The 26,340-nt window shown below is 40.7% G+C and carries 25 protein-coding genes; 10 read left to right on the forward strand and 15 right to left on the reverse strand.

Annotated features, from left to right (window positions below):
* The first annotated feature begins 11 nt into the window (after positions 1–11).
* From C7S20_RS03880 to C7S20_RS03905, 6 genes are all read left to right on the forward strand, one after another.
* On the forward strand, positions 12–950 hold the full coding sequence (locus C7S20_RS03880; RefSeq protein WP_107011247.1) for a mevalonate kinase family protein: 939 nt from the start codon (positions 12–14) through the stop codon (positions 948–950).
* A 10-nt stretch (positions 951–960) separates the two neighbouring features.
* Positions 961–1,866 (forward strand): geranylgeranylglycerol-phosphate geranylgeranyltransferase, encoded by a 906-nt coding sequence (locus tag C7S20_RS03885; RefSeq protein WP_107011248.1) that lies wholly within the window; start codon positions 961–963, stop codon positions 1,864–1,866.
* 82 nt (positions 1,867–1,948) lie between these two features.
* A complete protein-coding gene (locus tag C7S20_RS03890; RefSeq protein ID WP_107011249.1) occupies positions 1,949–2,788 on the forward strand; it encodes a pseudouridine synthase in 840 nt (279 codons plus the stop codon).
* A 242-nt stretch (positions 2,789–3,030) separates the two neighbouring features.
* Positions 3,031–4,434, forward strand: coding sequence for an arginine decarboxylase (locus tag C7S20_RS03895; RefSeq protein ID WP_107011250.1), 1,404 nt, complete (start codon positions 3,031–3,033; stop codon positions 4,432–4,434).
* 43 nt (positions 4,435–4,477) lie between these two features.
* Entirely contained in the window at positions 4,478–5,356 is an 879-nt protein-coding gene (gene speB, locus C7S20_RS03900; RefSeq protein ID WP_193510790.1) for an agmatinase, read from the forward strand.
* A complete protein-coding gene (locus C7S20_RS03905) occupies positions 5,349–6,320 on the forward strand; it encodes a deoxyhypusine synthase family protein (RefSeq protein ID WP_107011251.1) in 972 nt (323 codons plus the stop codon). The genes speB and C7S20_RS03905 overlap by 8 nt, the downstream gene beginning before the upstream one ends.
* A gap of 74 nt (positions 6,321–6,394) precedes the next feature.
* On the opposite strand, the gene C7S20_RS03910 is transcribed toward C7S20_RS03905, so the two are convergent.
* From C7S20_RS03910 to C7S20_RS03930, 5 genes are read right to left on the reverse strand one after another with little or no spacing between them, the layout of a single operon-like run.
* Positions 6,395–7,744 (reverse strand): MptA/MptB family glycosyltransferase, encoded by a 1,350-nt coding sequence (locus tag C7S20_RS03910; RefSeq protein WP_107011252.1) that lies wholly within the window; start codon positions 7,742–7,744, stop codon positions 6,395–6,397.
* Between the two features lie 31 nt (positions 7,745–7,775).
* Positions 7,776–9,251: a cellulose synthase family protein gene (locus C7S20_RS03915; protein WP_107011253.1), complete on the reverse strand. Its 1,476-nt coding sequence runs from the start codon at positions 9,249–9,251 to the stop codon at positions 7,776–7,778.
* Positions 9,248–9,940, reverse strand: coding sequence for a glycosyltransferase family 2 protein (locus tag C7S20_RS03920; RefSeq protein ID WP_107011254.1), 693 nt, complete (start codon positions 9,938–9,940; stop codon positions 9,248–9,250). Before C7S20_RS03920 ends, C7S20_RS03915 begins: the two co-directional genes overlap by 4 nt.
* 29 nt (positions 9,941–9,969) lie before the next feature.
* On the reverse strand, positions 9,970–11,553 hold the full coding sequence (locus C7S20_RS03925; RefSeq protein WP_107011255.1) for a 4Fe-4S binding protein: 1,584 nt from the start codon (positions 11,551–11,553) through the stop codon (positions 9,970–9,972).
* 2 nt (positions 11,554–11,555) lie between these two features.
* A complete protein-coding gene (locus C7S20_RS03930) occupies positions 11,556–12,842 on the reverse strand; it encodes an NAD(P)/FAD-dependent oxidoreductase (RefSeq protein WP_107011256.1) in 1,287 nt (428 codons plus the stop codon).
* 92 nt (positions 12,843–12,934) lie between these two features.
* On the opposite strand from C7S20_RS03930, the gene C7S20_RS03935 reads away from it, so the two are divergent.
* On the forward strand, positions 12,935–13,966 hold the full coding sequence (locus tag C7S20_RS03935) for a glycoside hydrolase family 113 (protein ID WP_107011257.1): 1,032 nt from the start codon (positions 12,935–12,937) through the stop codon (positions 13,964–13,966).
* Here the strand turns inward: C7S20_RS03935 and C7S20_RS03940 are convergent.
* The 7 genes from C7S20_RS03940 to C7S20_RS03970 all read right to left on the reverse strand — a co-directional run bounded on the left by C7S20_RS03940 (position 13,956) and on the right by C7S20_RS03970 (position 19,497).
* The gene (locus C7S20_RS03940; protein ID WP_107011258.1) at positions 13,956–14,642 is read right to left on the reverse strand and encodes a TIGR04283 family arsenosugar biosynthesis glycosyltransferase; all 687 of its coding nucleotides are present in this window, start codon (positions 14,640–14,642) and stop codon (positions 13,956–13,958) included. The genes C7S20_RS03935 and C7S20_RS03940 overlap by 11 nt on opposite strands.
* The gene (locus C7S20_RS03945; protein ID WP_107014085.1) at positions 14,643–15,434 is read right to left on the reverse strand and encodes a DUF547 domain-containing protein; all 792 of its coding nucleotides are present in this window, start codon (positions 15,432–15,434) and stop codon (positions 14,643–14,645) included.
* Positions 15,435–15,445: 11 nt separating this feature from the next.
* A complete protein-coding gene (gene arsM, locus C7S20_RS03950; RefSeq protein WP_107011259.1) occupies positions 15,446–16,414 on the reverse strand; it encodes an arsenosugar biosynthesis arsenite methyltransferase ArsM in 969 nt (322 codons plus the stop codon).
* Positions 16,414–17,226 (reverse strand): purine-nucleoside phosphorylase, encoded by an 813-nt coding sequence (locus tag C7S20_RS03955; protein ID WP_107011260.1) that lies wholly within the window; start codon positions 17,224–17,226, stop codon positions 16,414–16,416. The genes arsM and C7S20_RS03955 overlap by 1 nt, the downstream gene beginning before the upstream one ends.
* A complete protein-coding gene (locus C7S20_RS03960; RefSeq protein ID WP_107011261.1) occupies positions 17,219–17,830 on the reverse strand; it encodes a TIGR04282 family arsenosugar biosynthesis glycosyltransferase in 612 nt (203 codons plus the stop codon). Before C7S20_RS03960 ends, C7S20_RS03955 begins: the two co-directional genes overlap by 8 nt.
* A gap of 229 nt (positions 17,831–18,059) precedes the next feature.
* A complete protein-coding gene (gene arsS / locus C7S20_RS03965; protein ID WP_107011262.1) occupies positions 18,060–19,115 on the reverse strand; it encodes an arsenosugar biosynthesis radical SAM (seleno)protein ArsS in 1,056 nt (351 codons plus the stop codon).
* Between the two features lie 46 nt (positions 19,116–19,161).
* Complete coding sequence (locus C7S20_RS03970; RefSeq protein ID WP_107011263.1) at positions 19,162–19,497, reverse strand: arsenosugar biosynthesis-associated peroxidase-like protein; 336 nt, start codon at positions 19,495–19,497, stop codon at positions 19,162–19,164.
* A 357-nt stretch (positions 19,498–19,854) separates the two neighbouring features.
* On the opposite strand from C7S20_RS03970, the gene C7S20_RS03975 reads away from it, so the two are divergent.
* The gene (locus C7S20_RS03975; RefSeq protein WP_107011264.1) at positions 19,855–20,898 is read left to right on the forward strand and encodes a helix-turn-helix domain-containing protein; all 1,044 of its coding nucleotides are present in this window, start codon (positions 19,855–19,857) and stop codon (positions 20,896–20,898) included.
* A 4-nt stretch (positions 20,899–20,902) separates the two neighbouring features.
* Here C7S20_RS03975 and C7S20_RS03980 read toward each other — a convergent pair whose 3' ends face one another.
* Positions 20,903–22,384, reverse strand: coding sequence for an SLC13 family permease (locus C7S20_RS03980; protein ID WP_107011265.1), 1,482 nt, complete (start codon positions 22,382–22,384; stop codon positions 20,903–20,905).
* Between the two features lie 110 nt (positions 22,385–22,494).
* Between C7S20_RS03980 and C7S20_RS03985 the strand changes: the two genes are divergently transcribed.
* Together C7S20_RS03985 and C7S20_RS03990 are read left to right on the forward strand one after the other, a co-directional pair.
* Positions 22,495–22,959 (forward strand): SRPBCC domain-containing protein, encoded by a 465-nt coding sequence (locus tag C7S20_RS03985; RefSeq protein ID WP_107011266.1) that lies wholly within the window; start codon positions 22,495–22,497, stop codon positions 22,957–22,959.
* A gap of 20 nt (positions 22,960–22,979) precedes the next feature.
* Positions 22,980–24,119 (forward strand): App1 family protein, encoded by a 1,140-nt coding sequence (locus C7S20_RS03990; protein ID WP_159039865.1) that lies wholly within the window; start codon positions 22,980–22,982, stop codon positions 24,117–24,119.
* Positions 24,120–24,175: 56 nt separating this feature from the next.
* Here C7S20_RS03990 and groL read toward each other — a convergent pair whose 3' ends face one another.
* Both groL and C7S20_RS04000 read right to left on the reverse strand, forming a co-directional pair.
* Positions 24,176–25,816 (reverse strand): chaperonin GroEL, encoded by a 1,641-nt coding sequence (gene groL, locus C7S20_RS03995; RefSeq protein WP_107011268.1) that lies wholly within the window; start codon positions 25,814–25,816, stop codon positions 24,176–24,178.
* Between the two features lie 109 nt (positions 25,817–25,925).
* On the reverse strand, positions 25,926–26,201 hold the full coding sequence (locus tag C7S20_RS04000) for a co-chaperone GroES (RefSeq protein ID WP_107011269.1): 276 nt from the start codon (positions 26,199–26,201) through the stop codon (positions 25,926–25,928).
* Positions 26,202–26,340 lie beyond the last annotated feature (139 nt).

Consider the following 26,340-nt stretch of genomic DNA (forward strand, 5'->3'; position numbering starts at 1 on the left):
ATTTTATACTTATGAAAGGACCTCTATTTTATTCAAAAATCCTTCTCTTCGGAGAATACGGGATCATTAAGGATTCCAAAGGTCTGTCGATTCCTTATAATTTTTACAATGGCGCTTTGAAAGTAGAAGAAAACCTCAGCGACACTGCAAAAAAATCGAATGAAAATCTTCGGAAATTTACAGCTTACCTGGAGACTCTTCAGCAAAATAATCCGCAGCTGGTCCAGTTCGATCTGGAGGCTTTAAGGAAAGATATTGAACGTGGAATGTACTTCGACTCCAGCATCCCTCAGGGATACGGAGTGGGAAGCAGCGGTGCTTTGGTAGCGGCCATTTACGATAAATATGCGAATGATAAGATCACGGTTTTGGAAAACCTTACCCGTGATAAACTCCTGAAGCTGAAAAAGATTTTTGGTGAAATGGAATCTTTTTTCCACGGAAAATCATCGGGACTGGACCCTCTGAATTCTTACCTCAGCATTCCTATTCTGATCAATTCCAAAGAAAATATTGAACCTGCCGGTATTCCTTCTCAAACCGAAAACGGAACAGGTGCCGTTTTTCTTTTAGACAGCGGTACAGTAGGAGAAACCGGGCCTATGGTGAGTATTTTCATGGAAAATATGAAGCAGGAGCCATTTAGAAAAATGGTAAAAGATCAATTTGTAAAACATACTGATGCCTGCGTGGACGATTTTCTGAAGGGTGATGTAAAATCGCTGTTCAAAAATGTTAAAAAACTCTCCCATACGGTACTCGATAACTTCAAACCTATGATCCCCTCTCAATTCCACAAGCTTTGGAAAAAAGGGATCGAAACCAACGATTATTACCTCAAACTTTGTGGTTCGGGTGGTGGTGGCTATATTCTTGGTTTCACCGAAGATATAGAGAAAGCCCGAAAAGCACTTAAAGGATATAATTTAGAAGTGGTTTACAACTTCTAAATTTCGCCCAATGGCAAGTATTTCCAATAAACGCCTGCTACTGAAAATTCTGAGTCTATTTTCGGTGGTTCGAGGTTATAATATCCTGGTGGTAATTATCGCCCAGTACATGGCCTCGGCCTTTATCCTGGCCCACGACCGACCGCTTCGGGAAATCCTGTTTGATACCAACCTGTTTTTTTTGATCCTTGCTTCAGCGAGTACTATCGCCTCAGGTTACATCATCAATAATTTTTACGACAGCGAAAAAGACCTTATCAACAGGCCCAAAAAGACGATGCTCGACCGCGTGATAAGCCAGCGCACGAAACTTTCGGTTTATTTTATGCTGAATTTCGCCACGATCTTTTTTGCCAGTTATGTCTCTTTTAGGGCCGTGGTTTTCTTTTCAATTTACATCTTTGCGATCTGGCTTTATTCCTATAGGCTAAAAAGGATTCTTTTTGTTGGAAACCTGGTGGCTTCGGTACTTACCATCACTCCTTTCTTTGTCGTTTTTGTGTATTACAAGAATTTTGAAACGGTGATTTTCATCCACGCCATGTTCCTATATTTAATGATCGTAATGCGGGAACTGGTTAAAGATCTGGAAAATATGCAGGGCGATCTCGCTCAGAACTATCACACCATCCCGCTGGTATATGGCGAAAAATGGAGCAAATTTTTTTTAACCTGCTGCGCGATACTGGCGTTGTTTCCAATTTATCTTTTGGTGACCAGGTTTGAAATCGGCCAGATGAATATTTATTTCTATGCTTCAGTAATACTCTTATTTATTTTTCTATTGCTCCTCTATTTCAGCCGCGCAAAATGGCAGTACCTGCTTTTACATAATATTCTTAAACTGATCATTGTGGCAGGTGTTTTCAGCATCCTCTTAATCGATGTAAATGAAGTGCTCAACCGTGTCTTTTAGCTAATTTCCTCATTTTTAAAACTTTTCCTAATAACTTGGCAGCATCGACAGCGATCATGTATCTTTGCAAAAAATTTGCGATATGAGCAGAAACTCAAAGGATTCAGAAAGTAAATACAGCGGAAGACAGGGCGGTGGAAAACGCAAAAAATCTTACGCGCGGGGAAATGCTCCTATTAAGAAGAAGATGGAAAAAAGTCCGCTTTCCAACCAGGAAGGTATTAGGCTGAATAAATATATCGCAAATTCGGGTATCTGTTCCCGTCGTGAAGCCGATGTGTATATCGCCGCCGGAAACGTTACCGTTAACGGTGAAGTAGTTACCGAAATGGGACATCGCGTTCAGCTTACCGATGATGTTCGTTTTGATGGCCGAAGGTTGAATCCTGAAAAACCCGAATACATTTTACTTAATAAACCTGCCGGCTTTTTCGTTACCGGAAACCCCGAAATGGGGGGGCGTACCGTCATGGAACTTATCTCCAAGGCTACCAAAGCAAAAGTGGCTCCGGTAGGCAAACTTGACAACAAGGCAAAAGGATTGTTGCTTTTTACCAATGATGGAACCCTCGCCAAGAAACTCGCTAAACCTAAAAGCGGAATTCGCCAGATCTATGAGGTAAAACTCAATAAGAACCTCAGTAACGAAGACCTGGAAACGATTAAAAAAGGAGTTTACATTGAAGGCTCAAAGGTTCCCGTAACCGATATTAGTTTTATCGATAACAAACCTCATGATGAAGTGGGCCTGGAGATCAATAGCATCAGGGAACATATAGTAACACGAATCTTTAAGAGCCTGGGCTATGAAGTGGAAAGCCTGGACCGTGTGGTTTTTGGCGGACTCACAAAAAAAGATCTGCCAAGAGGCCGATCGAGGTCCCTCACTCAGCAGGAGGTAATCAATCTGGGAATGCTCTAAAATTTTTTAGCTGGTAATTCCCTTTTTTTAATACTTTTATCCTGTCAAATAAATTGAAGCAGGTAAATTTCCCTGTTTCCATTCCAATTTATGAATTGAAAAGGAATCTTTCTTACTTAATCAGTTCTTCCCGGGCTACTGCATCCGGCAGCTTTCGTTTTCTTAACATTAATTTACCAATCGATTTTTTTGACCCTATAAATTATTCTCTAATTTTTAGCTTTTAAAATCTATATAAAAAATTGAATACAAAGTATAGCGACCTGATAGACCAGACCTATTATTTCCCCCAGGAAGAATTTACTTTAGATGGCACCGAACTTAGATTTCACGATATCGATCTTATGGATCTCGTGGAAAAATATGGAGCGCCACTTAAGTTCACCTATCTTCCCAAAATTTCAGAAAATATCAATCGAGCAAAAGGATGGTTTAAAAATGCCATTGAAAAGCATGATTATAAGGGTTCTTATAATTATTGTTATTGCACGAAAAGCTCTCATTTCCAGCATGTACTGAATGAAGCTCTCAAAAATGATATTCATATTGAAACCTCTTCTGCTTTCGACATCAATATTGTTGAAAAACTGAAAAAAAAGGGTAAGATTACCGATGATACCTGGGTGATCTGCAACGGTTTTAAAAGAGACATTTATGTTGATAACATCAGCCGCCTGATGAATGGAGGTCATAAAAAATGTCTTCCGATCATCGATAATTATGAGGAACTTGACCTTTTAACCGAAAAGATCAAGGGAAAATTCCAGGTAGGGATCAGAATTGCTTCAGAAGAAGAACCAAAATTCGAATTTTATACTTCACGTCTTGGGATTGGATATAAAGACATCGTTCCATTTTACAAAAAACAGATCAAGGATGATGAGCAAGTAGACCTGAGAATGCTCCATTTCTTCATCAATACCGGAATTCGCGACACCGCCTATTACTGGAATGAGCTTAATAAATGTATGAAGGTCTATATCAGTCTGAAAAGAATTTGCCCTACGCTTGATAGCTTAAATATTGGTGGTGGCTTTCCTATAAAAAATTCGCTGGCATTCGATTATGACTATCAGTATATGGTGGAAGAGATCGTAAATCAAATTCAGCTTGCCTGTGAAGAGGCTGAAGTGGAAGCGCCAAACATTTTTACTGAATTCGGAAGTTTTACCGTTGGTGAAAGCGGCGGTGCTATCTATGAAATACTTTATCAGAAGCAGCAAAACGACCGTGAAAAGTGGAATATGATCGATTCTTCTTTTATCACCACTTTACCCGATACCTGGGCGATAAGTAAGAAATTCGTAATGCTGGCCATCAATCGCTGGAATGATGAATACGAAAGGGTTTTGCTTGGCGGGCTTACTTGCGACAGCGATGATTATTACAACTCTGAGCAGCATACCAATGCCATCTATCTACCAAAATTCAAAAGGGAAAAACCTTTATACATCGGCTTTTTCAATACCGGGGCCTACCAGGATACCATTGGAGGTTTCGGCGGATTGCAGCACTGCCTTATTCCGCAGCCAAAACATGTATTAATCGATAAAGACAAAAACGGAAAAATCACAACCAAACTGTTCAGCGAACAGCAAAAAGCTGAAGACATGCTGAAAATTTTAGGCTATAATTCAACCAACTAATTTTTTTTACCTTTAAAAAAACAAAACAACCAATTAATTGATTATGAGCAAGAAGAATTACGCCGGGATACCCGATAAATATGCCCGCATCGACGAGGCCAAAGTGGTATTGATTCCTGTGCCTTACGATGGCACCAGCACCTGGCAAAAGGGAGCAGATAAAGGCCCCGAGGCATTTTTGGAAGCTTCGGAAAATATGGAGCTGTATGACATTGAAACGCGGAGTGAAGTTTACAAAAAGGGTGTTTACCTTGCCCCTCCCGTTACTGAAGACGAATCGCCTGAAAAAATGGTAGAAGCGGTTTATAAAACCACAAAGAATTACATAAAGCAAGATAAATTCGTTACGCTTTTTGGGGGGGAACACTCGATTTCCATCGGAAGTATTCGCGCTTTCAACGAATCTTTCGAAGACCTTACCGTGGTGCAGATCGATGCTCATGCCGATCTAAGACCTGAGTATGAAGGGTCTAAATGCAATCATGCCTGCGCAATGCACGAAGCAGGTAAAACCACTAACCTTATCCAGGTTGGAATTCGTTCCATGGACGTTTCAGAAAATGATCATATGGATGAAAACCAGGTTTATTTCGCGCATGACCTTTATGAAGACTGGCAGGATGACGCTATCGGGCAAATGACCCCCAATGTTTTTATCACGATCGATCTTGACGCTTTTGATCCAAGTATTCTTCCATCCACGGGAACTCCGGAACCAGGCGGATTATTCTGGTACGAAACCCTGGAGTTTCTGAAAATGATGTTCAAAAAGAAAAACGTGGTTGGCTTTGACATCGTGGAGCTTTGTCCGAATAAAAATGAGAAATCTTCAGATTTCCTTGCGGCCAAGCTTTACTACAAAATGTTGAGCTACAAATTCAAATATCAAAATTATAACGAAGAAGACGACGAAGATGAGTAAAGGCAACATATCTCAGTTCATAGAAAAATATTACAAACATTTTAATGCGGCCGCGCTTGTCGATGCTGCGAAAGACTACGAAAAACAGCTGCAGCAGGGATCCAAGATGCTGGTTTCGCTTGCCGGTGCGATGAGTACTGCTGAGCTTGGTAAGATCTTCGCAGAGATGATCCGCCAGGGAAAGGTTGATATTATTTCCTGTACAGGGGCGAACCTTGAGGAAGACGTGATGAACCTCGTCGCTCACAGTCATTATAAGCGAGTACCGAACTATCGTGATCTTACGCCTCAGGAAGAATGGGATCTGCTTGAAAAAGGCCTGAATCGGGTTACAGATACCTGTATTCCCGAGGAAGAAGCCTTCCGAAGAATTCAGAAGCATATTTTCGAGATCTGGAAAGAAGCCGAAGAAAAAGATGAACGCTATTTGCCTCATGAATATTTATATAAGCTTCTTTTAAGCGGAAAGCTTGAAGAATATTACGAGATCGACCTGAAAGATTCGTGGATGTATGCCGCGGCTGAAAAGAATTTGCCAATGGTGGTTCCCGGATGGGAAGACAGCACACTGGGGAACATTTTCGCTTCTTACTGTATCAAGGGTGAATTGAAAACCTCAACCATGAAATCGGGGATTGAATACATGACCTTCCTTGCCAACTGGTATACCGATAACTCCAAAAACGGAATCGGTTTCTTCCAGATTGGTGGTGGAATTGCCGGAGACTTCCCTATTTGCGTGGTACCGATGTTATACCAGGATCTGGAAAGAACCGATACTCCTTTCTGGAGCTATTTCTGCCAGATTTCTGATTCTACCACCAGTTACGGATCATATTCCGGAGCAGTGCCTAATGAAAAGATCACCTGGGGAAAACTGGATATAACCACACCAAAACATATCATTGAAAGTGACGCGACCATTGTCGCGCCACTGATATTCGCATATCTGCTGGATATGTAAACGAAAATTATCGGCTAAACCGATTTTTTGAAGTACCAGACCTTGCAGGTTTTGAAAACCTGCAAGGTCTTTTTTTATTCAGGCAATCGGAATTTTCTTTGGTGAAAAACTTCATATCCTAAATAGCCAAAAACAATCAGATATTCCAGGGCAACCAGCCACAGATTTTCTTCATAGGTAGGATTGGAATAAGCAAAATAGCTCAGCACTACCGCCCCAGACCAGACAATCATAAATCTAAATCGGCTGAAAATACTTAACAGCAAAGGAACGGCTAAATACCAGGGATGTACGGTAGTGGAAAGTAACAAATAGAAAGTCACCGCAAAAAGCATGTTCTCGATAAGCTGGCGCAGTGTATGATTTTTTCTGAAGAAGCTCAGGAAAAGGATAAAAGCAAGGGTAAACAACGGCAGAATTTTTCCGGCAGTTTCAATAATATTGTAGCCTTTAATTTGAAAACCTACCCAGCGGACGATGTAATAAATACTGGCATTGAACTCGAATTTTCCGAACCAGAGTCCTACGCTCTGCAGGAAATTTGAAAACACTTCCGCAGAATAAAAAGGAATAAAGGTCAGAGCAACTACCAATCCCACTATCAGATAATATAGTTGAAGGTTTATCAGACTCGAATTTTTCCGGAAATATTGATAAAATAAAGGCAAAAACATCAACGGCAGGAGTTTTACCGAAACCGCCAGGCCAAAAAATATCGCCGAATAAAACCATTTTTTCTTCAGAAGAAGATATAATGACAATACCAGTAAAAAGACCATAAGCCCTTCAAAATGGAGGTTTCCGGTGAGCTCAATGATCACAAACGGATTGAGAATATACCAGAAGATGCGATATTCCGCCAGTTTGAGTTCTTTTAAAAGTTTAGCGCCAAAAAAAAGTGTTCCCATATCGGCCAGAATGAGAAAAAAACGCATGCTCATGACTGAACCCAAAAGATTTCCGGGAAAAAGGAATCCGGCGATAGCAAATATCAACTGACTCACCGGCGGATAATTTGAATAATGCCCTGCGCTGAGATTACCCATTCCGTTCAAGAGTGGGGTTGCCTGCGGTATATGAAAATCAGGATTTCCATAGAGTTCTTTCGGAATATAGGCAAAAGGATTCCAGCCTTCAGCTATTAGTCTTCCGTCCCAGATGAACCGGTAAAAATCCTGCGAAAGATTGGGCATACTGAAAAGAAATAATAAGCGATAAATAAGCGCCAGTGCGACTAAAACCCAGAAATTATGTTTCTGCATCTTTATAAACTGAAAACTGAGAAAGAAAAGTCCGAGATAAAGCCCCGTTAATTTTATAAAATCGGTACGCTCCAGGTCATAGGCGAAAGAAAGGTAAAAGGCCGCGCAGGCGACAGCGAAAATGATGGGGATTTTATAAAGTTTCAGAGTTCGGAAATCCATAGAAAAGCAACAGGCTTTCCTGCGAAGTTAATCAAACTTCCGATTTCAGACTGCTAAAGACCACAAATCCGAAACCGGCAAAAAGCATGAGGTGGAATAAAAGCAGGCCGTAATCCTTCAAAATAAAAGCGCTTAAAATGCCAAATCCGAAGTACAGGAACAGCAAAATCTCGATTATCAGATTAGCTGAAAATTGCTTTTTTACATATCGGTTTCCTTTCCAGGAATCCTTAAGCGAACTGATATTGAATTTCGGCGTTCTAATAAATTCCGATCGCTTCCCAAAATGTCCTTCCAGCACCGCAACAGAATTATGAACCGAAAAGCCCATGGCCACCGAGAAAAAAGTAAAAAACATACCGATATAGCGAAGGAAGTTTTTAAAGCCCTTTCCGTGAATTTTAGCATAAGCCACGTAATAACAGCCAAAAAAGATGATCGTACTTATCGCAAAAAAGGCCAGCAGATTGAAATACCAGCTAAATCCTGGATCGGTATGCTGAATGTAAAGCACGGGGATGCTCAAAATCGCGATCAAAAGAACGATCAGGAACATACTGGAATTGAGCAAGTGGAAAAATCCGTGGAATTTGGTGCTGAAAGAAACCGAAGGATCTTTGAACAGTTTGCGATAATTTTTCCTGAAGTTTTCTGCGGCTCCCTTATTCCAACGAAACTGTTGACTTCGTGCCGCGCTGATCACCACCGGAAGTTCGGCGGGAGTTTCGACATTTTCGAGATATTTGAATTCCCATTTTTTCATCTGGGCGCGATAGCTTAGATCCAGATCTTCCGTCAAGGTATCGCCGCTCCAGTTACCCGCATCGAGAATGCATTCCTTTCGCCAGATTCCAGCCGTCCCGTTGAAATTGATAAAATTCCGCCCAAAATTTCTTCCGGTCTGTTCCAGGATAAAATGGAAATCAAGTGCAAAGGCCTGAATTCTGGTAAGTAGCGAATAATCCCTGTTCAAATGCCCCCAGCGGGTTTGGACGACTCCAATCTTTTCATTCTTGAAATAAGGAACGGTTTTCAAAAGCCAATCGGAACCCGGCATAAAATCGGAGTCAAATACAGCGATGTATTCGCCTTTGGCAATTTTCAATCCTTCCTTTAAAGCGCCAGCCTTAAAACCGTCACGGTTCTTTCTGACAATATGTTGTATATCAAAATCTTCTTCCTGAAGTTTTTCAATTATTTCTGAAGTTTTTTCGAGGGAATGATCGGTGGAATCGTCAAGCACCTGAATTTCCAGTCGGTTTTTCGGATAATCAAGCTTTACAATATTCTTCAGCAGGCGTTCCACCACATAATATTCATTATAAAGTGGTAATTGCACTGTTACAAAAGGGAATTCATCACCTGCATGAAAATCGAATTTTTCAGAATTATCGGGAGTTTTGGTCGCTTTTAGGTAATTCAGCAGCAGCTGAAGTTGGGAAAGGCTATAAATAAAAATAACGAGTAATGCCAGTGTATAAAGTATGATTACCGCTATGTTTATCATTTAAAACTATATTTAAAAATCCAACCGAGGATTTTAACTCCGGCAAAGATAGCACCTTTAAACGTTCCCGAAACTTTTGAGAAACCAATCCTGTTTCGGTAATGCACGGGCACCTCGGCATAACTTAGGTTTTGTCGTAAAGCTTTGAGTTGCATTTCAACCGTCCACCCATAAGTTTTGTCTTCCATGTTCAATTGCAGCAATTTCTCGTACTTTATGGACCGAAAAGGCCCCAGATCGGTAAAGCGCGAGTTAAAAAAAACTTTCATTAAGGTCGTCGCCAGCCAGTTTCCGAAAATCTGCGGAAAGGTCATTGAACCTTTTTCCCGCCACTCTTTAACTCTTGCACCCACAACAAAATCACAATTTTCTTCTGAAATTGGCTGAATGATCTTATCCATCTCCTTCGGAAAATCAGAAAAATCTCCATCGAGAAATACGATGATATCCGGCTTTTTGTTTAGAGAAGCGATATAATCCATTCCTTTAAGGCAGGCGTAGCCATAGCCCTTCTGAGATTCGGTAAGCACAGTAGCACCGGCATTTCGGGCGTTTTCTTCGGTTTTATCAGTTGAGTTATTGCTGATCACGATCACCTCATCAACATAGTCGGGAATTTCTTTGATGACCAGAGCAATGGAATCGGCTTCGTTATGGGCGGGGATAATGACTTTAATACAGGGCTGCATTCAGCAAATTTTGCGCAATTTACATTTTCTTATTCGCTTTTCTGTTTAATTAAATCGAGCAGATCCATATTATCTCCCATCACCGGTTCGTGCTTTTTCATTCTATCGTTTCTGGAACCATTTTCCAGTTTTAAAACGCCACGCGGACAAACGGCGGAGCAAATTCCGCAGCCAACACAACTGGAGCGAACGATATTTTCACCTTTCTGTGCATAGGCGCGAACATCAATTCCCATCTCGCAGTAAACAGAGCAGTTCCCGCAGGAAATACATTGCCCGCCATTGGTTGTAATTCTGAATTTTGAGAATAATCTTTGCTGCATTCCCAATATCGCCGCCATGGGACAGCCAAAACGGCACCAGACGCGACTTCCGAAAATGGGATAAAAACCTACTCCTATTACGCCAGAAAAAATAGCGCCGATCAGGAATCCATACCATTCCCTAAGCTGATAACCGGGAAAAAAGAAGATATTCCCATTATAACTGAAATAATTGATCGCGATAATTCCAAGAATGATCGCCAGGTAAATGATCGCACCTCTTTTGGCGTCTTTCGCCAGTTCTTCACGTTTAAAGATCATGATAAGTGCAAAAAGCACTGTAAGAAGAACCACACATCCCCAGAGGAAAACATCTTTTGAAATCCAATACTCTTCAGGATGTTCATTTAGAAATGAATATACAACGCCGATGGTCATGACCGTTACAAAAACCAGCACCGAATGTATCACCCAACGCTCGACTTTCCAGGCGAAAAGGGATTTATCGGAAAGATGCCGATAAGGATCTCCGGCAGTTTCGGCGAGGCCGCCACAGCCGCAAACCCAGGAACAATACCAGCGTTTTCCGTATTTGTAGGTCAGAATGGGAGTGATCACCAAAATGGAAACTACTCCGAAAATTAGCATGAACATTCCGAGATTTCCAGAAGACAAAAATTCCTCAATGCGATAACCTGCAAAAAGATCGTAATTAAGCGGCCAGATATTTTTGAAATCGTAGTAAGGCTCGTTAAGCCGAATAAGAATTTCGGGAATCAGAAAAGCGAAGCCCAACTGAAAGAACATCACCGAAAAAGTCCGAATGATCTCATATCGATTATGGCGATATTTCAGAATGAACTTATAGCCAAAAACCAAAATCGCAAGCGTATATAAGGTTCCATATACGAACCACTGGCTCGCCGGTCCACCATTTAAAATTCGACTTAAGGGATCAAAAAGGGAAATGATACCCGTGTTTTCACCATCGGGATTGAGGCCGAGATATTGAGGAAACCAGTAAAGAACGATGTAAAAAAGAGTGAGGACAATACCGGTTATCCAGGCTAAAGTCCCGCGGGAAGTCATGGAACGAAACCAAACGCCATTATTTTTTATCCCGGCATGTTTTCCAATATAAGCGCGAGATGCAAAAGCGATAACACCTGCGGCGATAAGCGCCAGAGAAAGTGCCAGAAAGAATGGCTTATGCGGAAAATTTACATTGAACAATGCCAGGACCAGTAAAAACAAGCCCGAGAATCCCACGGCTACCGAAATTTTCTGAACAGTATCCATACTTCCCGGCACATCACCTGTCATTGCCATATTATGCTGAATTCTGCTCATATTTAGACTTTCTGAAGATTGTTTTTAAAGCTCTCGAAAATTTCCTTTTCATAACGGTCATAAAACTCGGGATCAAAATTCGCCTGTCGCAAATTTTTCAAAACATAACTGATTTTCCTGTTTTCGTTTAGCCATTTATCAAAAACCTCGTGCCGCATTCGTATTCCGAAAGTATTGATGCCTAGAAATTCATCTGTGACGGTATTAAAAGCTATTGTAATGGCCCTGGTCCCGTCTTTATGCTCCCAGTGAAAATGTTGCTCGCCAGGCTCGGGAATGGCGTTCACCCAGCCGTAAGTCTGGTATTCGATATCAAAAAATTTGGCTGAGTTAAACCAGTTCCCGGGTTCATAAGCGGTCCTTTTACCAAGAATTGTTTGCGCAAGTGTTTCACCCATTATTCGGCCGGTGTACCAGACCGCTTCGACAGGTTTCCGATTACCGATAGCCTTTCTTTGCTGCGCGCAGTCGCCAATCGCGTAAACATCGGGAATATTTGTTTCGAGATATTCATCGACCAGGATTCCCAGATCGGTTTCCAGTTCAGAATTTTTCAAGAAAGAGATTTTCGGCCGCACTCCGGCACAAAGGCCAACAAGCTGGCATTCGATTTTTTCCCCGGTTTTTGTCTTTACCGCACATGCACTTCCATATTCATTTCCTAGAATTTCATCAAGTTCGGTTTCGTGACGAAGATCGATTCCGTGGGAGCGAATATGAGCCGAAATAAATTCCGCGTCTTCCAGGGGCAAAACATTTTGCCAGAAAGCCTTTTCGCGAACAAGCATGGTGACTTCAATATTTCGGGTCTTCAGCATCTCGGCCAATTCCACGCCAATAAGTCCGCCACCAACAATTACCGCTTTTCGGCAATTTTTAGTGTTTTCTTCCAGCATTTCCAGATCCTGTTTGGTAATAAGGCCCTGAACTCCTTCAAGATCCTGCCCCTTCCAGCCAAACTTGTTATGAACAGAACCTGTCGCGATGATAAGCTTATCGTAATTGAGCCTGCCGCCGCTTTGAAAATGAAGTTCTTTGTTAGAGAAGTCGATGCTTTCAACCCATTCTTTTAAAAGTTTGATTCTATTTTTTTCCCAGAACCAGTCTTCATAGGGTTTTAGATGATCCCATTTCATGTGCCCCATATAGACATACATAAGCGCGGTACGTGAGAAAAAGTACTCGCTCTCTCCTGAAATCACCGTGATTTTATGACCGGAATTTTTACGGATATGCCGCGCGGCGGTAATTCCCGAAATTCCATTTCCAATAATCACGATATGCTCCATTAATTTTTTATAATTTGGCAGAGTTGCGATAGAGTAAAGTACGCAGAAAATATACAGATCGCCAACTCACACCTCTAATTTATGAATTGTTCATGAGCAAGTCATTTTCTTTTTCCTTTTTCATCGTAATCGGGAGTATTTTGATCCTGCTTTTTTCCTGTCAGGCCACAAAGGTGCCTCAGAAAAAGATCAACGGGGTAAGTCTTGTGGCTGCCCGCGACAGTTTGAGGGAGAAGGAGGTGAATCCGATCCTTGCAGTTAATGCGAATGCTGTAGCGCTTATGCCTTTTGCTTTTCTAAAAACAGAAGGTACTCCTCAGCTTTACTTTAACCAGAATCGCCAGTGGTTCGGTGAAACCGTCGCAGGTATCGAGCAGTCTGTAAAACTTTTACATCAGAAGGATCTCCAGGTAATGATCAAACCACAAATTTGGCTTCGCAATGGGTCTTTTACCGGTGATCTGAATTTCGAAACAGAAGAAAACTGGCAAAAATTCGAGAATGACTATCGTGATTATATCCTCCTTTACGCGAGAATTGCGGCTGAACGGAAAGTCGAGTTTTTTTGTATAGGTACCGAGCTCTTTAATTTTGTAAAAGAAAGACCTGTTTTCTGGAGAAACCTGGTTTCTGAGATCAGAAAAATTTATTCCGGAAAAATAGTATATGCTGAAAACTGGGATAAAATAGACCAGATTGACCTCTGGGTGGAATTGGATTTTATAGGAGTGGACGCCTATTTTCCAATAAGTGAAAAAATTTCGCCCGAAGAAGAGGAAATAGCGGAGGGTTGGGAAAAACATTTGAATTTAATGCAAAAGCTCTCGCGCAAGTATGAAAAACAAATCCTTTTTACCGAATATGGATACAGAAGTACCGATTATGCCTTAAAAGAACCCTGGAATTCCGGAAGGGAAAATTCGTCCAAGAACTTTAATCTCCAGGCAAGAGCGCTCAAAGTACTGTATGAAGAGGTTTGGGATGAAAATTGGTTTGCAGGCGGTTTTCTTTGGAAATGGCATCAGCATGAAGATTCAGGCGGACTCGAAAATGACCGGTTCACACCTCAAAATAAACCTGCTGAAAAGATAGTACAGGAATATTACGGGAAATTCAGGAATTAACACGTTTGTAGTAATGCATGTAGAGTTCCTCGGCGGAAGCTCCAAAACGTCTCTTCCAGTAAATCTGAAGGAATAGCAGCTGTGTATTCCAAATTCCCATTCTTTTGTAGAGTCTGGCAGAGGTGATAAGCCATTTTTTAATAACCGTAAATTGATTTTTCTGATAAAGCCTTTTTATGATCTCATTATCTTCATAAACTCTGTAAGATTCATCAAAACCGCCAATTTCTTCAAAAAGCTGCTTTGTGATAAATAAAGACTGGTCTCCCCCACGGCAGGAAATATGGTTCACTCTGGTAAATTGCGAAACCAGGTTCAGCCACCAGTGTTTTTTGTCAAATTTCATCATAAAACAGCCGGCCTTATTCCCTTTATTTATTTCCTTAAGAATTAATCCATCAAAATCTTTGGGAGGAAGACTGTCAGCGTGCAGAAAATAAAGAATTTCAGAACTGGCTTTTTTCGCGCCAGTATTCATTTGTATGGCTCTCCCCTTTTCAGAAATTAAAAGTTTTACTTCCGGGGCATTTTTAGCAATAAGAAGGGTATTATCGGTACTTCCACCATCCACAACAATGATTTCAGCTATATTTCCCGAAGAGACCTTTCTGATATGCTTCAGCAAAAGCGGCAGATATTTTTCTTCATTAAAAACCGGAATAATAATACTGAGCATCTATTTTACATCATTCAGGTTCCAGTTATAATCTTTATACTTGATCCAGGCATTGGGTTTCAATTTAGTATTAGAATACTTATTGATATATTCTACAATGGTTTTTCCATCGCCGGTAAAATCACCTTCATACCAGTCGAAGATCCTGGAAAGTTTAGCAGAGTCTTCAGAAATTTCATTCTTATCAGAATTGATAAATTCCTTTGCCGCTTCCTCTAATTGTTGATCGATTTTTTTGGCCGTATAAGCTTCATTTCTCAAATTCGGGCAGGAGATCGAAGCACAGTTTATCGCGAAATGAATGCGAGGTTCGTTCATTTTTCGGAGAAGGCTGTTTTCTATACCGCCCAGGGAAATTTTCGTGTCCCCGACCTTAATAAACGCCTTTGTCCAGGGCGCATGTATATCTTTGATGCTTTCCACCGGATAATTTTTCAGAATTAGATCTACGGTATAGGCATTATAAAGATTGATGTAATAGGCAAGAAGTTCAGCTTTACTCCAACTTTCGGATGGATTTTGTGAGGAAAGCATTTTTAAATATTCGTCAAGTTTTTCACGATCCTGCTGAAAACCTTTATAATCCACCCGGCCTTTATCATCCACATGTTTTCGAAGAAGCTCTGTCCAAAGGCTGTGGTCGATTTTTGGATCTTGAACATCCGAAATTTCTCCCTGGAATTCAGAAGCAGGAAGGCCTTTGCTGTTATAGCCTGCACTCGAAATAAGATTACAGGAACCGAATACCGTAAGGCCTGAAATCAAAACCATACTTAAAATTAACTTCTTCATAATTCCAGATTTTAGCAACATCCGCCCCCGTCGTAGTGAAAGGTAGATTCACTTATAAAAATATCGTCCCGGCCTAAAGCAGCAAGGGCGCCGGCCGTTTTATCACAAACAGCAAGTGGCTGATTTTTCAATAAAACATGGCCTTTCTTGTCATCAAAATGATCATTTTCACCGTAATAGATCGCTGCTTTTCCGGTAAAGACACAGGGTCCATCTTCAGGCATAGGATCTTTGATCGCAGCTACCTCAACCGATTCGATATAAATCAATTCTTCAGTAGGATAGTTTTTAGGATCCAGTATTCGGTAAGGTTTTCGAGCCCTGATCTCAATAGTACCAAAACCAACATCGGTAAGCGCTTTTATATATTCCGCCAGGGGAAGGCTTCCGCTAAGGCATAAGGCGCGAAGTCTCTCATCATTTCTAAGCACTTCGTTTATCGGTTGTTCGCAGGTGGGATCGCTCATCACCAGGCGTCCGTGTGGCTTTAACACCCGATACATCTCTTTAAGCGCTTTGGTTAATTCTTCGGTTTTGAAGATATTGAAAAGACAGTTTTGAGCGGCGACATCAATCGAATTATCCTCTACAGGAAGATCTGTGGCGTCGCCTTTTTTCAAATCAACAAATTCCGATTTGAACCAGGGATTCAATTTTTCGGCTTCCTTAAAATTCTTTCGGGACGCTTCCAGCATTTCGTCCACTACGTCGACTCCTACCACGCCGGATTTTTGGCGCGAAAAATAAGCGAACTGCAGCAATTCCATTCCTCCGCCTACCCCTACATAGAGAACGCGAGGATTGTTAGTAAGATCCCTCGCATGAACAGTGGTTCCGCAGCCGTAATTCATTTCCTGCATGATCTTTGGGATCTTCAAACCCGGCAATTCCCAAATAGGATTCGTGGTGCAGCATAACCCAACATCGGGCGTTAGAGCTGCGTCTTTATAGACCTGTTTTGTAGTTTCTAAATAGCTCATTATATCTTCTTAAGTAATTCTTTAAACAATTTCACCATATTGGGTTCAGCTTTTGCTGCCATCGCCAGGATCTCCTGTATATCTACCTTATCAAGATTATCAGGATCACCTTCATCGGTAATCACTGAAATTGCCGAAACCGGAATATGCAGGTGATTCGCCACGATCACCTCGGGTACAGTGCTCATCCCCACCGCATCGGCACCGATAATCTTCAAATAGCGATATTCGGCTTTGGTTTCCAGTTGCGGACCCAGCACAGAAGCATAAACTCCTGTATGTAATTTTATGTTCAGTTTCTTCGCCGCTTCTATAAAAAGATCGTTCATTTCGGGATCATAAGGTTCACTCATATCAACGAAACGCTCTCCTAACCTTTCTACTCCGTGAAATGCTAACGGGGAACCGCCCAGAAGATTAATATGATCTTCAATCATCATGAGTTCTCCCTTTTTATAATCGAGATTGATCGAGCCGGAAGCATTAGAAACGAGTAGCCTTTTTATCCCCAGACGTTTCATTACCCGCACCGGATAAGTTACATCATACAGACTGTAGCCTTCGTAAAGGTGAAAACGACCCTGCATCACCACTACCTTTTTCCCTTCGAGTTTTCCGAAAATCAATTTCCCTTTGTGAAATTCCACGGTTGCGGTAGGGAAATATGGAATATGATTATAACTTGCCTCTACCTCAACCTCTACATCATCAAGAAGTTTACCCAATCCCGTGCCCAGGATAATTCCTACTTCGGGTTCTCCGAAGCCTTTTGATTTTAGATAATCTACCGATTCATCAATACGGTCAGTCATTTTCTATAATTTTTTTAAAAGCTGGTATTCCTTCGATATCTTCAATAACATCAATGTCTTTTCGCTGTGGAAGTATTTTCACGGAATGATTTTTAAGGTCATCGAGTGTATCCTGAAGGACAGAGGAAGTGCTCCATTTTTTATTTTTAAACACATCCGAATTTAAGCAATTCATCCCTAAAAGATAATATCCGCCATCAGAAGCCGGACCAATTACAAAATCATTCTCATTTAAACTGCTGAAAGCCATTTCAATATCTTTTGTTTCGATATCAAAAATATCGGTCCCGATGATCACTATATTTTTAAAGCCACTCTTAAAACCTTCTTGGAAAGCATTTAGCATTCGCTCGCCCAGATCATTTCCTTTTTGTTCCTTCTTACTATAGATATCTTCATTCCAAAGGTCATTTTTGGCGATTTCAGAAGCATAAAAAACCTGTTTAACAGCTTTTACTGGAGCAGTAATCTTTTTGGAATGAGCTAATAGTCTTTTATAAATTTCAAGAGCATTTTCATCGCCAATATCCTTGGCTAAACGGGTTTTAACCCTTCCCAATTCGGGATTTTTGGTGAAAATGATCAGCAAGCTTTTATTTGTCATTCAAAAGATTTTTTCAGAATATTCAGGTACTTTTTCAGTTTCTTTTCCATTTAAATCAAACACCAGATTAGATTTATTTTTCCATTGAAAAATTCCTCCGGATAAATTGAAAACATTTTTGAAACTGACTTCTAAGTTCTTCCACCGAAATTTAAGGGATTTTAAGATTGTTATATTTATTAAGCAGACTATCTATTGCTGTTTTCTTCTATTTGAAAGACGATAAAAATCAGGCTACACTTCCCTGGCAGCTGCTTCCCGCTCCAGCCGTACAGCCGTAACAATGTTGGGAAATAACAATATTGCGGTCATTCAACAAATCCTCATTATACTCGCTTATGTGCTTCACCTTGCTGTCAACCTTGAGCTCCAGCATCTGGTTAAAATCGCAATCGTAAAGCCAGCCGTCCCAGCTAACCGAAATAGTATTGGTACACATCACATTTTCGACAGCTGCTGGATTGTAGGCCTCTACCAGCGCGTACATATAATCTTCATAATTTTCAGAAGCGATCAAATATTCAAGAAATCGGCTTATAGGCAAATTGGTGATCGCAAAAAGATTATTGAAATCGATATTAAAATCTTCTTTCAGAGCCTTTTTAAAATCCTTTTCCATCGCTTCCTGATTGGTTGGCAGAAAAGCACCGGCAGGATTGTAAACGAGGTCGAGCTTCAAATCGCTTCCCTCCTGTGCATATCCCACCTTATTGAGCATTTGAAGGGCTTTTATTGATTTGTCAAAAACGCCTTCTCCCCGCTGCCTGTCGGTTTTCTCCTTTTTGTAAAACGGAAGGGAAGAAACCACATGCACGTTGTATTTTTTAAAAAACTCAGGAAGATCGTGGTATTTTTTATTTGCCAGAATTATGGTAAGATTGGAGCGCACAATAAAATCTTTGATCCCCGCTTTGGAAGCTTCTTCCACAAACCAACGAAAATGAGGATTCATTTCGGGTGCTCCGCCGGTAAGATCCAAAGTATGGGCGCCAGTATTTTTTATTACCTCCAGGCACTGCTGCATGGTATTTTTAGTCATTATTTCCTTACGATCAGGACCCGCATCAACATGGCAGTGCGAACAAACCTGATTACACATATAACCCACATTTATTTGCAGGATCTCTAATTTTTTTGGCTTTAAGGGAAATTTCCCTGTTGCAGCAATCTTATCTTTAAATTTGGGCAGCTCACCTTGCCTGAAAATGCCGTTGTTCAGGAACTCCAGTTGTATTTCGGGTTTAGAAAGATCGTTATGGCGTGCTTTCAGTGATTTTATAGACATAAAAAAGGATTCTTACTATGAGTTAGTTTAGGAAAAGGTCAAAAACTTACATACTAAGCTTCTTATATTTATTCATCATTTGCACACCATGCACCAGGGTTGCCCCACTTTCTATGGCTGCACCGGCATGAACGGCTTCCATCATTTCTTCTTTTGTGATCCCTCTTTGGAGTCCGTCTTTGGTATAGGCATCAATACAATAGGGACATTTCACCACATGAGCGACAGCTAGCGCAATAAGTGATTTTTCACGAGCCGAAAGTGCTCCTTCTTCAAAGACTTTCCCATAATAGTCAAAGAACTTTTTTCCCAGTTCTTCGCTCCATTCAGTAATTTCACCGAACTTTCTGAGATCGGCTGCATCATAATAATTATTAGGCATAATATTCTATTTAATAGGATTAATGTACTGAAAGCTTCAGTAGGGCCAATATTATAAAGTTATTTTCGAAAACCGTTTGAAATTAGGCAAAAAGAATTTTATTGAAAAAATCCGGGGAAATTTAACAATCGTTTAATTTAAATAGTCTCATCCCATAAAAAAAATTCAAATCCGGTGATTGGAAGAGCCGGGGAAAAGCTATTATGACGTTTTCCGCATAAGAATTAGCTCAATAAAGATAATATTCTTTCCAAATTCTTAATTTTTTCGTACAAATTATAATTTTACGCCATAAATTTTTAAGCATATCTGTTAGAAAAGATATAACTTTATAATAGCAACCACTCCAAGCTTCTAATGAGAATTGACGTAAAAACTTTACCCGTAAATGAGATCCTGGCAGATATTGCTGAATGTCTTGAAACCGAATTAAAAGACAACAGCGGCGAATTAACCATAAATATACCTTCACAGGTTGGGGAAGGTTACATTAGGGGAATAAGTTTTGACACAGGAATGGGTTTTGTTACTTACAATTGTAAGTTTTATGAAGATGTTGAAATACATTTCTGTATTAATACAGTACACCCGTTAAAATTTATTTTCTGCTCGGCGGGAAGTGTGAGCCATTCTTTTCAGAAAAGTGACAAGATCAATAAAATAGACACCTATCAGAATATTGTGGTGAGCAGCCAGGGATATAATGGCCATACCCTCTATTTTAAGAAAGACGTCGCCACTCATGTTTCAAGCCTGGAGATCATTCGTTCCATTTTCACCCACCGTTCCAATTATGATTTTGCTGATCTTGACCCAACTTTAAAGGAACTTTTTAAAGACGCCGTCTCTAAAAAACAGTTTTTTTACCAGGGAAACTATAGTATCAGGGCAGCCGATCTTATGGAGGATATAAACACGAAAAATTACACCGGATTTCTTCGGAATCTATTTCTTGAAGGAAAAGCCCTGGAAATGCTTGTGATCCAGATCGCACAGTATGAAGATGATGAAAATGGCGAAAATCTGCCCAAGATCCTCAGGAAATCTGATATTCAGAAAGTCGATTATGTGGCTAAACGCATCCAGGGAGACCTAAGCACCAATCTTACCGTAGAATCGCTGGCAAAAGAAGCGGGAACCAATGTGAATAAACTTCAGGAAGGCTTTAAGTATGTTTATAATCTCACCGTAAATAAATACATGCAACATGTAAAACTGGAAGCTGCAAAAGATATGCTGAAGCTTTCAGAAAAGAATATTTCTGAAATCGTTACCGCTATCGGATTGAATAACAGAAGTTATTTTTCGAAAATATTCAAAGAAAAATATGGTGTCTCTCCGAAATATTTTCTGAAAGCCAGAAAATTCCAGAAAGAGAAAGAAGAAGAGGAAATTGAATAATATTCTATTGCTGCCCAACTTCAAAACTGGCAGGAATCACCTGGGGATCGAAATTCCACAACCAGGGAAGCACAAAATAAACAACCAGGCTTAAAATGATGATCGATATAAGATTCATCCAGAGTCCGCTTTTGATCATATCCGGAATACGTAAATAGCCCGATCCAAAAACCACTGCATTGGGTGGAGTGGCCACCGGAAGCATAAAAGCACAGGAGGCTGCCAGGGTTGCTCCCACCAACAAATAATAAGGATGAAGATTTAAAGCGATGGCCATAGGCGCCAGAATAGGCAGAAGCATGGCTGTTGTCGCAAGATTGGAGGTAACTTCGGTAAGAAAATTTACTGCTGCGATCAATATAAGAACCAGAAGGAATAAGGGTAAATTCTCGAGGCTGGTAAGTTGCTGGCCGATCCATTCGGCAAGCCCGGATTCACTAAAACCGGTGGCAAGAGCCATACCCCCACCGAAAAGGATAATTATCCCCCACGGGATTTTCACGGCTTCCTCCCAGTTTATAAGTTTCTGTTCTGCTTCACCCGCAGGAATCATAAATAATACGATAGCAGCTGTAATCGCGATAATAGTATCATCTATATAAGGTAAAAAAGGCTGGAGTAAAAAACTCCTGCTAATCCAGCAAAATGCTGTTAATGCAAAGACTATTAAAACCCGCTTTTCGGGGATTGTGATCCTGCCAAGATCTTTCAGAAGTCGGTTTATCTCTTTGCGGCCGCCGGGAAACTGCTTCTGTTTAAAATCAAAAGCTACGGAAGTGAGGTATTTCCAGCAAAGAAAAAGTAGTATCACAGAAATTGGCAATCCCAACTTGATCCATTTCAGAAAACTGATCTCAATCCCGTAAAGTTGCTGCACTATGCCGGCAAAAACAAGATTTGGCGGCGTTCCTATAAGGGTGGCCATCCCGCCAATTGATGCGCTGTAAGCAATCGCCAGCATTAAGGCTTTTCCGAAGATTTTATTTTCATGCTGATCGGTTTCGGCGTTATCGCGTAGCTGGTAAATTATCGCCATTCCAATAGGGAGCATCATCACCGTGGTTGCTGTATTTGAAATCCACATCGACAAAAAAGCCGTGGAAATCATGAATCCCAGGATTATAGATTTTACATGAGTCCCAATAATATTAATAATAGAAAGTGCAATCCGTCTATGGAGATTCCATTTTTCTATGGCGACTGCCAAAATGAATCCGCCCAAATAAAGGAAAACGTATTTATGTCCATAAGAAGCCGTGGTTGTGCCAATATCTACTGCTCCCGTTAGCGGAAAAAGTATAATTGGAAGCAAGGCGGTAACGGCAATGGGGACAACTTCAGTTACCCACCAAAGTGCCATCCACAAGGTCACGCACATCACATCAAAGGCAGCAGCTGGCATACTCGGCGGGCTGCCAATAATTTGCAGAACTATAAAAAGAAGAGGACCTGCAATAAGAAGAATCCTTCGGGTAGTGCGATTCATCGAAAAAGTTTTCTTTTTTCCAATCCAAGATAACCAAAATTATAGTCTAACCGAATTGGCTTTAGGCGGAATAATTTCCGATATTTAGTATTCATTGTAAATATTTCGTAATGAAAGAACTTGAAATTCAGGCCAGCCTCCAAATATTAAAAACCCGCGAGGAAGTTTTTGAAGCTATTGTTGATCCTTCAAAAATGGCCCATTATTTTATTGAAGAAGGAAGCAGCAGGATGGAAGATGGAAAAACCATTCAGTGGAAATTCCCGGAATTTGAAGATCGCTTTTCTATAGAAGTTCAGGAAACCAAAAAACCTGAATTTATTTCGTTTAACTGGGAAGGAGCAAAAGACAAAACCCTAAAGGTCCAAATGATTCTTGAAGATAATAAGGGCAAAACAATTGTAAAGATCACCGAGGGGAAAATGGAAAATGATGAGGAAGGCATCCTGTGGTATGGCAGAAACACCTTTGGCTGGGCCAATTTTCTCGCCTGCCTTAAAGCCTATTTAGAATACGGCATCAATCTTCGTAAAGGCTCATTTGATTTTATGAAAAAAACCGATAATCCTGATTGATTCAAATTTCAGAAAAAGAAATGTCAAAACAACTTCAGCAAATAAAAGAAAATCTACGCTCAGCCCTGGATTCGGTAGAAAGAGAAATTTCTCTGAAAAAGTATCAGTTCAAAGACAGGTTTTCCCTTCTCGAACCCATCACCATTATGCCCTTTTTCGGCTTCGGAAATGATCATTATGTCTATGTAAAAGGAAGGGTTCTGGAGAAAGAAAAAATAAAAAGAAAAGAGCAGGATATAAGCAATTTCGAACATTTAAAAAACACGGCAAAACGTTACGAAACCGATGAAATTCCAGGTATAAAGATAAGAGCGTCTTTTGCAGAAAAACAACTGGAAATCAAAACCGACAGCGACGGATTTTTCCTTTTTGAATTTGAATTTGATAAGCCCATAGATTACCAAAAACATGGAAATAAAGTAAAGCTGCGATTACTGGAAACGAAAACCGATGAGGATGAAATGGAAGCCAGTGCAAAGATCTTCGTTCCAGACGAGAATGCTGAATTTGGAGTAATTTCAGATGTTGACGATACGGTTTTGATATCCCACATGACTGATTTCTTTGCGAAAATTAAACTTATGCTTCTAAATGATGCTAAAGAAAGAAGTCCTTTTCCGGGGATATCTGCGCTCCTTACGGCTTTAAGCAAAGGTCGGGACGATAAGGGAAGAAATGCCCTTTTTTATGTTTCGGGCAGTGAATGGAATTTATATGATTTGCTTATCAATTTTTTCAAATATCAGGATATTCCACTCGGGCCTCTTTCTCTTAAAGACAAAGGCATCAAAGCCGATCTCGATAAATTCACCGTAGCTCATCAGGAATATAAAGCACGAAAGATCAGGCATATTTTAAAAACCTATCCCGATCTTGATTTTATTTGTATTGGGGACAGCGGTCAGCATGACCCTGAAACTTATTGCAAAATCCTGGAAGAATTTCCCGGACGTATCAAAGCTATTTATATAAGGGATGTCACACCCGCCAAACGCGATAAGGAGGTTAAGAAAATAGCTGAAAAAGTTAAAGAAATGGGCGCGGAAATGCTATTGATCGAAGACACCCTGGAAGCGGCCAAACATGCTGCAAAAATGAAATGGATCAATGAACATCATTTGGAAAAGGTGAAAAAGCAGAGCGAAACAGACCGGAATTAAAAAAGAAAAACCCGCCTAAAAAGACGGGTTTTTTATGATTCATTGTGGTTTAGCCACTACATCATTCCGGGCATTCCGCCGCCCATTCCGGCTGGCATTCCACCGCCTCCTTTGTCTTCTTCAGGAAGGTCGATTAATGCACACTCGGTAGTAAGGATCATTCCGGCAACAGAAGCTGCGTTCTCAAGCGCGATTCTTGTCACCTTCTTAGGATCGATGATACCGGCTTTCATCATATCGACATAAGTATCGGTTTTAGCATCGTAGCCAAAGTCTTTATCTCCTTCAAGAACTTTGTTGATGACTACAGAACCTTCTCCTCCTGCATTTTCAACGATAGTTCTTAGCGGTGATTCAATTGCTTTAGAAACGATTTGTACTCCGGTAGCCTCGTCGGCATTCACAGTTTTAATCTTGCTTAGTACAGCCTGAGCACGTACCAAAGCAACACCTCCACCGGCAACAATTCCTTCTTCCACAGCCGCACGGGTTGCGTGAAGAGCGTCATCTACCCGGTCTTTCTTTTCTTTCATTTCAACTTCAGAAGCTGCACCTACATAAAGTACGGCTACACCACCTGCAAGTTTTGCCAGGCGTTCCTGAAGTTTTTCTCTGTCATAATCAGAAGTAGTTGTTTCGATCTGAGCTTTGATCTGATTCACCCGTTCTTTGATCGCTTTATCATCACCAGATCCGTTCACGATAGTAGTATTATCTTTATCGATAGCTACTTTCTCTGCAGTTCCCAGCATATCGATGGTCGCGTTTTCAAGTGTAAAGCCTCTTTCCTCAGAGATCACGGTACCACCGGTAAGAATAGCGATATCTTCAAGCATAGCTTTTCTTCTGTCTCCAAAACCTGGAGCTTTAACAGAAGCGATCTTAAGCGATCCGCGTAGTTTGTTTACCACAAGAGTAGCAAGGGCTTCTCCGTCAACATCTTCAGCGATGATCAAAAGAGGTTTTCCAGATTGAGCAACTGGCTCAAGTACAGGAAGCAGATCTTTCATAGAAGAGATCTTCTTGTCGTAAAGAAGAATATACGGATCTTCAAGATCGGCGGTCATTTTTTCTGAATTGGTCACGAAGTAAGGAGAAAGATATCCGCGGTCAAACTGCATACCTTCCACCACGTCAACATAAGTATCGGTACCTTTTGCTTCTTCAACAGTGATCACTCCTTCTTTACCAACTTTTTCGAAAGCCTGGGCGATCAAATCACCAATCATATCGTCATTATTGGCTGAAATGGATGCTACCTGCTTGATCTTTTCTGAAGAGTCTCCAACCTCTTTGGTTTGTTTTGCAAGATCGGCTGTAAGAGATTCCACAGCTTTATCGATCCCACGTTTAAGATCCATAGGATTTGCTCCGGCAGCCACATTCTTAAGGCCTTCTTTTACGATAGCCTGAGCAAGAACGGTAGCGGTAGTAGTACCGTCACCGGCAAGATCGTTAGTCTTGGAAGCAACTTCCTTCACCATTTGAGCGCCCATATTTTCGAGGGCGTCTTTAAGTTCGATCTCTTTTGCCACGGTCACACCATCTTTAGTAACCATAGGTGCTCCGAAAGATTTGCTGATAATTACATTACGACCTTTAGGGCCCAAAGTTACCTTTACGGCATTAGCCAGAGCATCTACTCCGCGCTTGATCCCGTTACGGGCCTGAATGTCAAATTTTATATCTTTTGCCATTTTTTAAAATTTTTATTTTCAGATTATCTTTTGAATTTTCTGAAAAAGGTGGTTAATTATTTTTTTTGAATTTATTCCGGAAGAAATTCCGAAGAAATATTGAAGTAATTTATACTATCGCAAGTATATCATCTTCCCGCATGATAAGGTAATCTGTACCGTCAAGCTTTAGTTCGGTACCTGCATATTTTCCGTAAAGCACCATATCACCTTCCTTAACGGTCATCTCGTGATCTTTGGTTCCTTTACCTACAGCCACCACTTTTCCTTTTTGTGGTTTTTCCTTGGCGGTTTCCGGAATAATAATACCGGAAGCAGTCTTGTTTTCAGCTGCTACAGGTTCAATAACAACCCTGTCTGAAAGCGGTTTAATGTTTAGTCCCATTTTTTACTAATTTATTTTTAGGTTAATCAATTTATGAATATTGGTTAGGGATATTTCTAAAATTATGCCACCGCCTTTTTTCTGCCAATTACAAACAAAAAATGCCAGCTTGTCAGAAGCTGGCATTTTACAGGTAAAT

It is taken from the genome of Christiangramia fulva, from assembly GCF_003024155.1.
Classification (GTDB): Bacteria; Bacteroidota; Bacteroidia; order Flavobacteriales; family Flavobacteriaceae; genus Christiangramia; species Christiangramia fulva.

Bases quoted from the DNA above. Each gene is read 5' to 3' on its own strand.
- C7S20_RS03930 (WP_107011256.1), bottom strand. From the start codon at position 12,842: ATGGAGCATATCGTGATTATTGGAAATGGAATTTCGGGAATTACCGCC.
- C7S20_RS03920 (WP_107011254.1), bottom strand. From the start codon at position 9,940: ATGCAGCCCTGTATTAAAGTCATTATCCCCGCCCATAACGAAGCCGAT.
- C7S20_RS03980 (WP_107011265.1), bottom strand. From the start codon at position 22,384: ATGAATCGCACTACCCGAAGGATTCTTCTTATTGCAGGTCCTCTTCTT.
- C7S20_RS03885 (WP_107011248.1), top strand. From the start codon at position 961: ATGGCAAGTATTTCCAATAAACGCCTGCTACTGAAAATTCTGAGTCTA.
- C7S20_RS03915 (WP_107011253.1), bottom strand. From the start codon at position 9,251: ATGATAAACATAGCGGTAATCATACTTTATACACTGGCATTACTCGTT.
- speB (WP_193510790.1), top strand. From the start codon at position 4,478: ATGAGCAAGAAGAATTACGCCGGGATACCCGATAAATATGCCCGCATC.
- C7S20_RS03955 (WP_107011260.1), bottom strand. From the start codon at position 17,226: ATGACTGACCGTATTGATGAATCGGTAGATTATCTAAAATCAAAAGGC.
- C7S20_RS03925 (WP_107011255.1), bottom strand. From the start codon at position 11,553: ATGAGCAGAATTCAGCATAATATGGCAATGACAGGTGATGTGCCGGGA.
- arsM (WP_107011259.1), bottom strand. From the start codon at position 16,414: ATGAGCTATTTAGAAACTACAAAACAGGTCTATAAAGACGCAGCTCTA.
- C7S20_RS03880 (WP_107011247.1), top strand. From the start codon at position 12: ATGAAAGGACCTCTATTTTATTCAAAAATCCTTCTCTTCGGAGAATAC.
- C7S20_RS03905 (WP_107011251.1), top strand. From the start codon at position 5,349: ATGAGTAAAGGCAACATATCTCAGTTCATAGAAAAATATTACAAACAT.
- C7S20_RS03940 (WP_107011258.1), bottom strand. From the start codon at position 14,642: ATGCTCAGTATTATTATTCCGGTTTTTAATGAAGAAAAATATCTGCCG.
- C7S20_RS03910 (WP_107011252.1), bottom strand. From the start codon at position 7,744: ATGGATTTCCGAACTCTGAAACTTTATAAAATCCCCATCATTTTCGCT.
- arsS (WP_107011262.1), bottom strand. From the start codon at position 19,115: ATGTCTATAAAATCACTGAAAGCACGCCATAACGATCTTTCTAAACCC.
- C7S20_RS04000 (WP_107011269.1), bottom strand. From the start codon at position 26,201: ATGGGACTAAACATTAAACCGCTTTCAGACAGGGTTGTTATTGAACCT.
- C7S20_RS03960 (WP_107011261.1), bottom strand. From the start codon at position 17,830: ATGACAAATAAAAGCTTGCTGATCATTTTCACCAAAAATCCCGAATTG.
- C7S20_RS03990 (WP_159039865.1), top strand. From the start codon at position 22,980: ATGTCAAAACAACTTCAGCAAATAAAAGAAAATCTACGCTCAGCCCTG.
- groL (WP_107011268.1), bottom strand. From the start codon at position 25,816: ATGGCAAAAGATATAAAATTTGACATTCAGGCCCGTAACGGGATCAAG.
- C7S20_RS03970 (WP_107011263.1), bottom strand. From the start codon at position 19,497: ATGCCTAATAATTATTATGATGCAGCCGATCTCAGAAAGTTCGGTGAA.
- C7S20_RS03945 (WP_107014085.1), bottom strand. From the start codon at position 15,434: ATGAAGAAGTTAATTTTAAGTATGGTTTTGATTTCAGGCCTTACGGTA.
- C7S20_RS03985 (WP_107011266.1), top strand. From the start codon at position 22,495: ATGAAAGAACTTGAAATTCAGGCCAGCCTCCAAATATTAAAAACCCGC.
- C7S20_RS03935 (WP_107011257.1), top strand. From the start codon at position 12,935: ATGAGCAAGTCATTTTCTTTTTCCTTTTTCATCGTAATCGGGAGTATT.
- C7S20_RS03890 (WP_107011249.1), top strand. From the start codon at position 1,949: ATGAGCAGAAACTCAAAGGATTCAGAAAGTAAATACAGCGGAAGACAG.
- C7S20_RS03975 (WP_107011264.1), top strand. From the start codon at position 19,855: ATGAGAATTGACGTAAAAACTTTACCCGTAAATGAGATCCTGGCAGAT.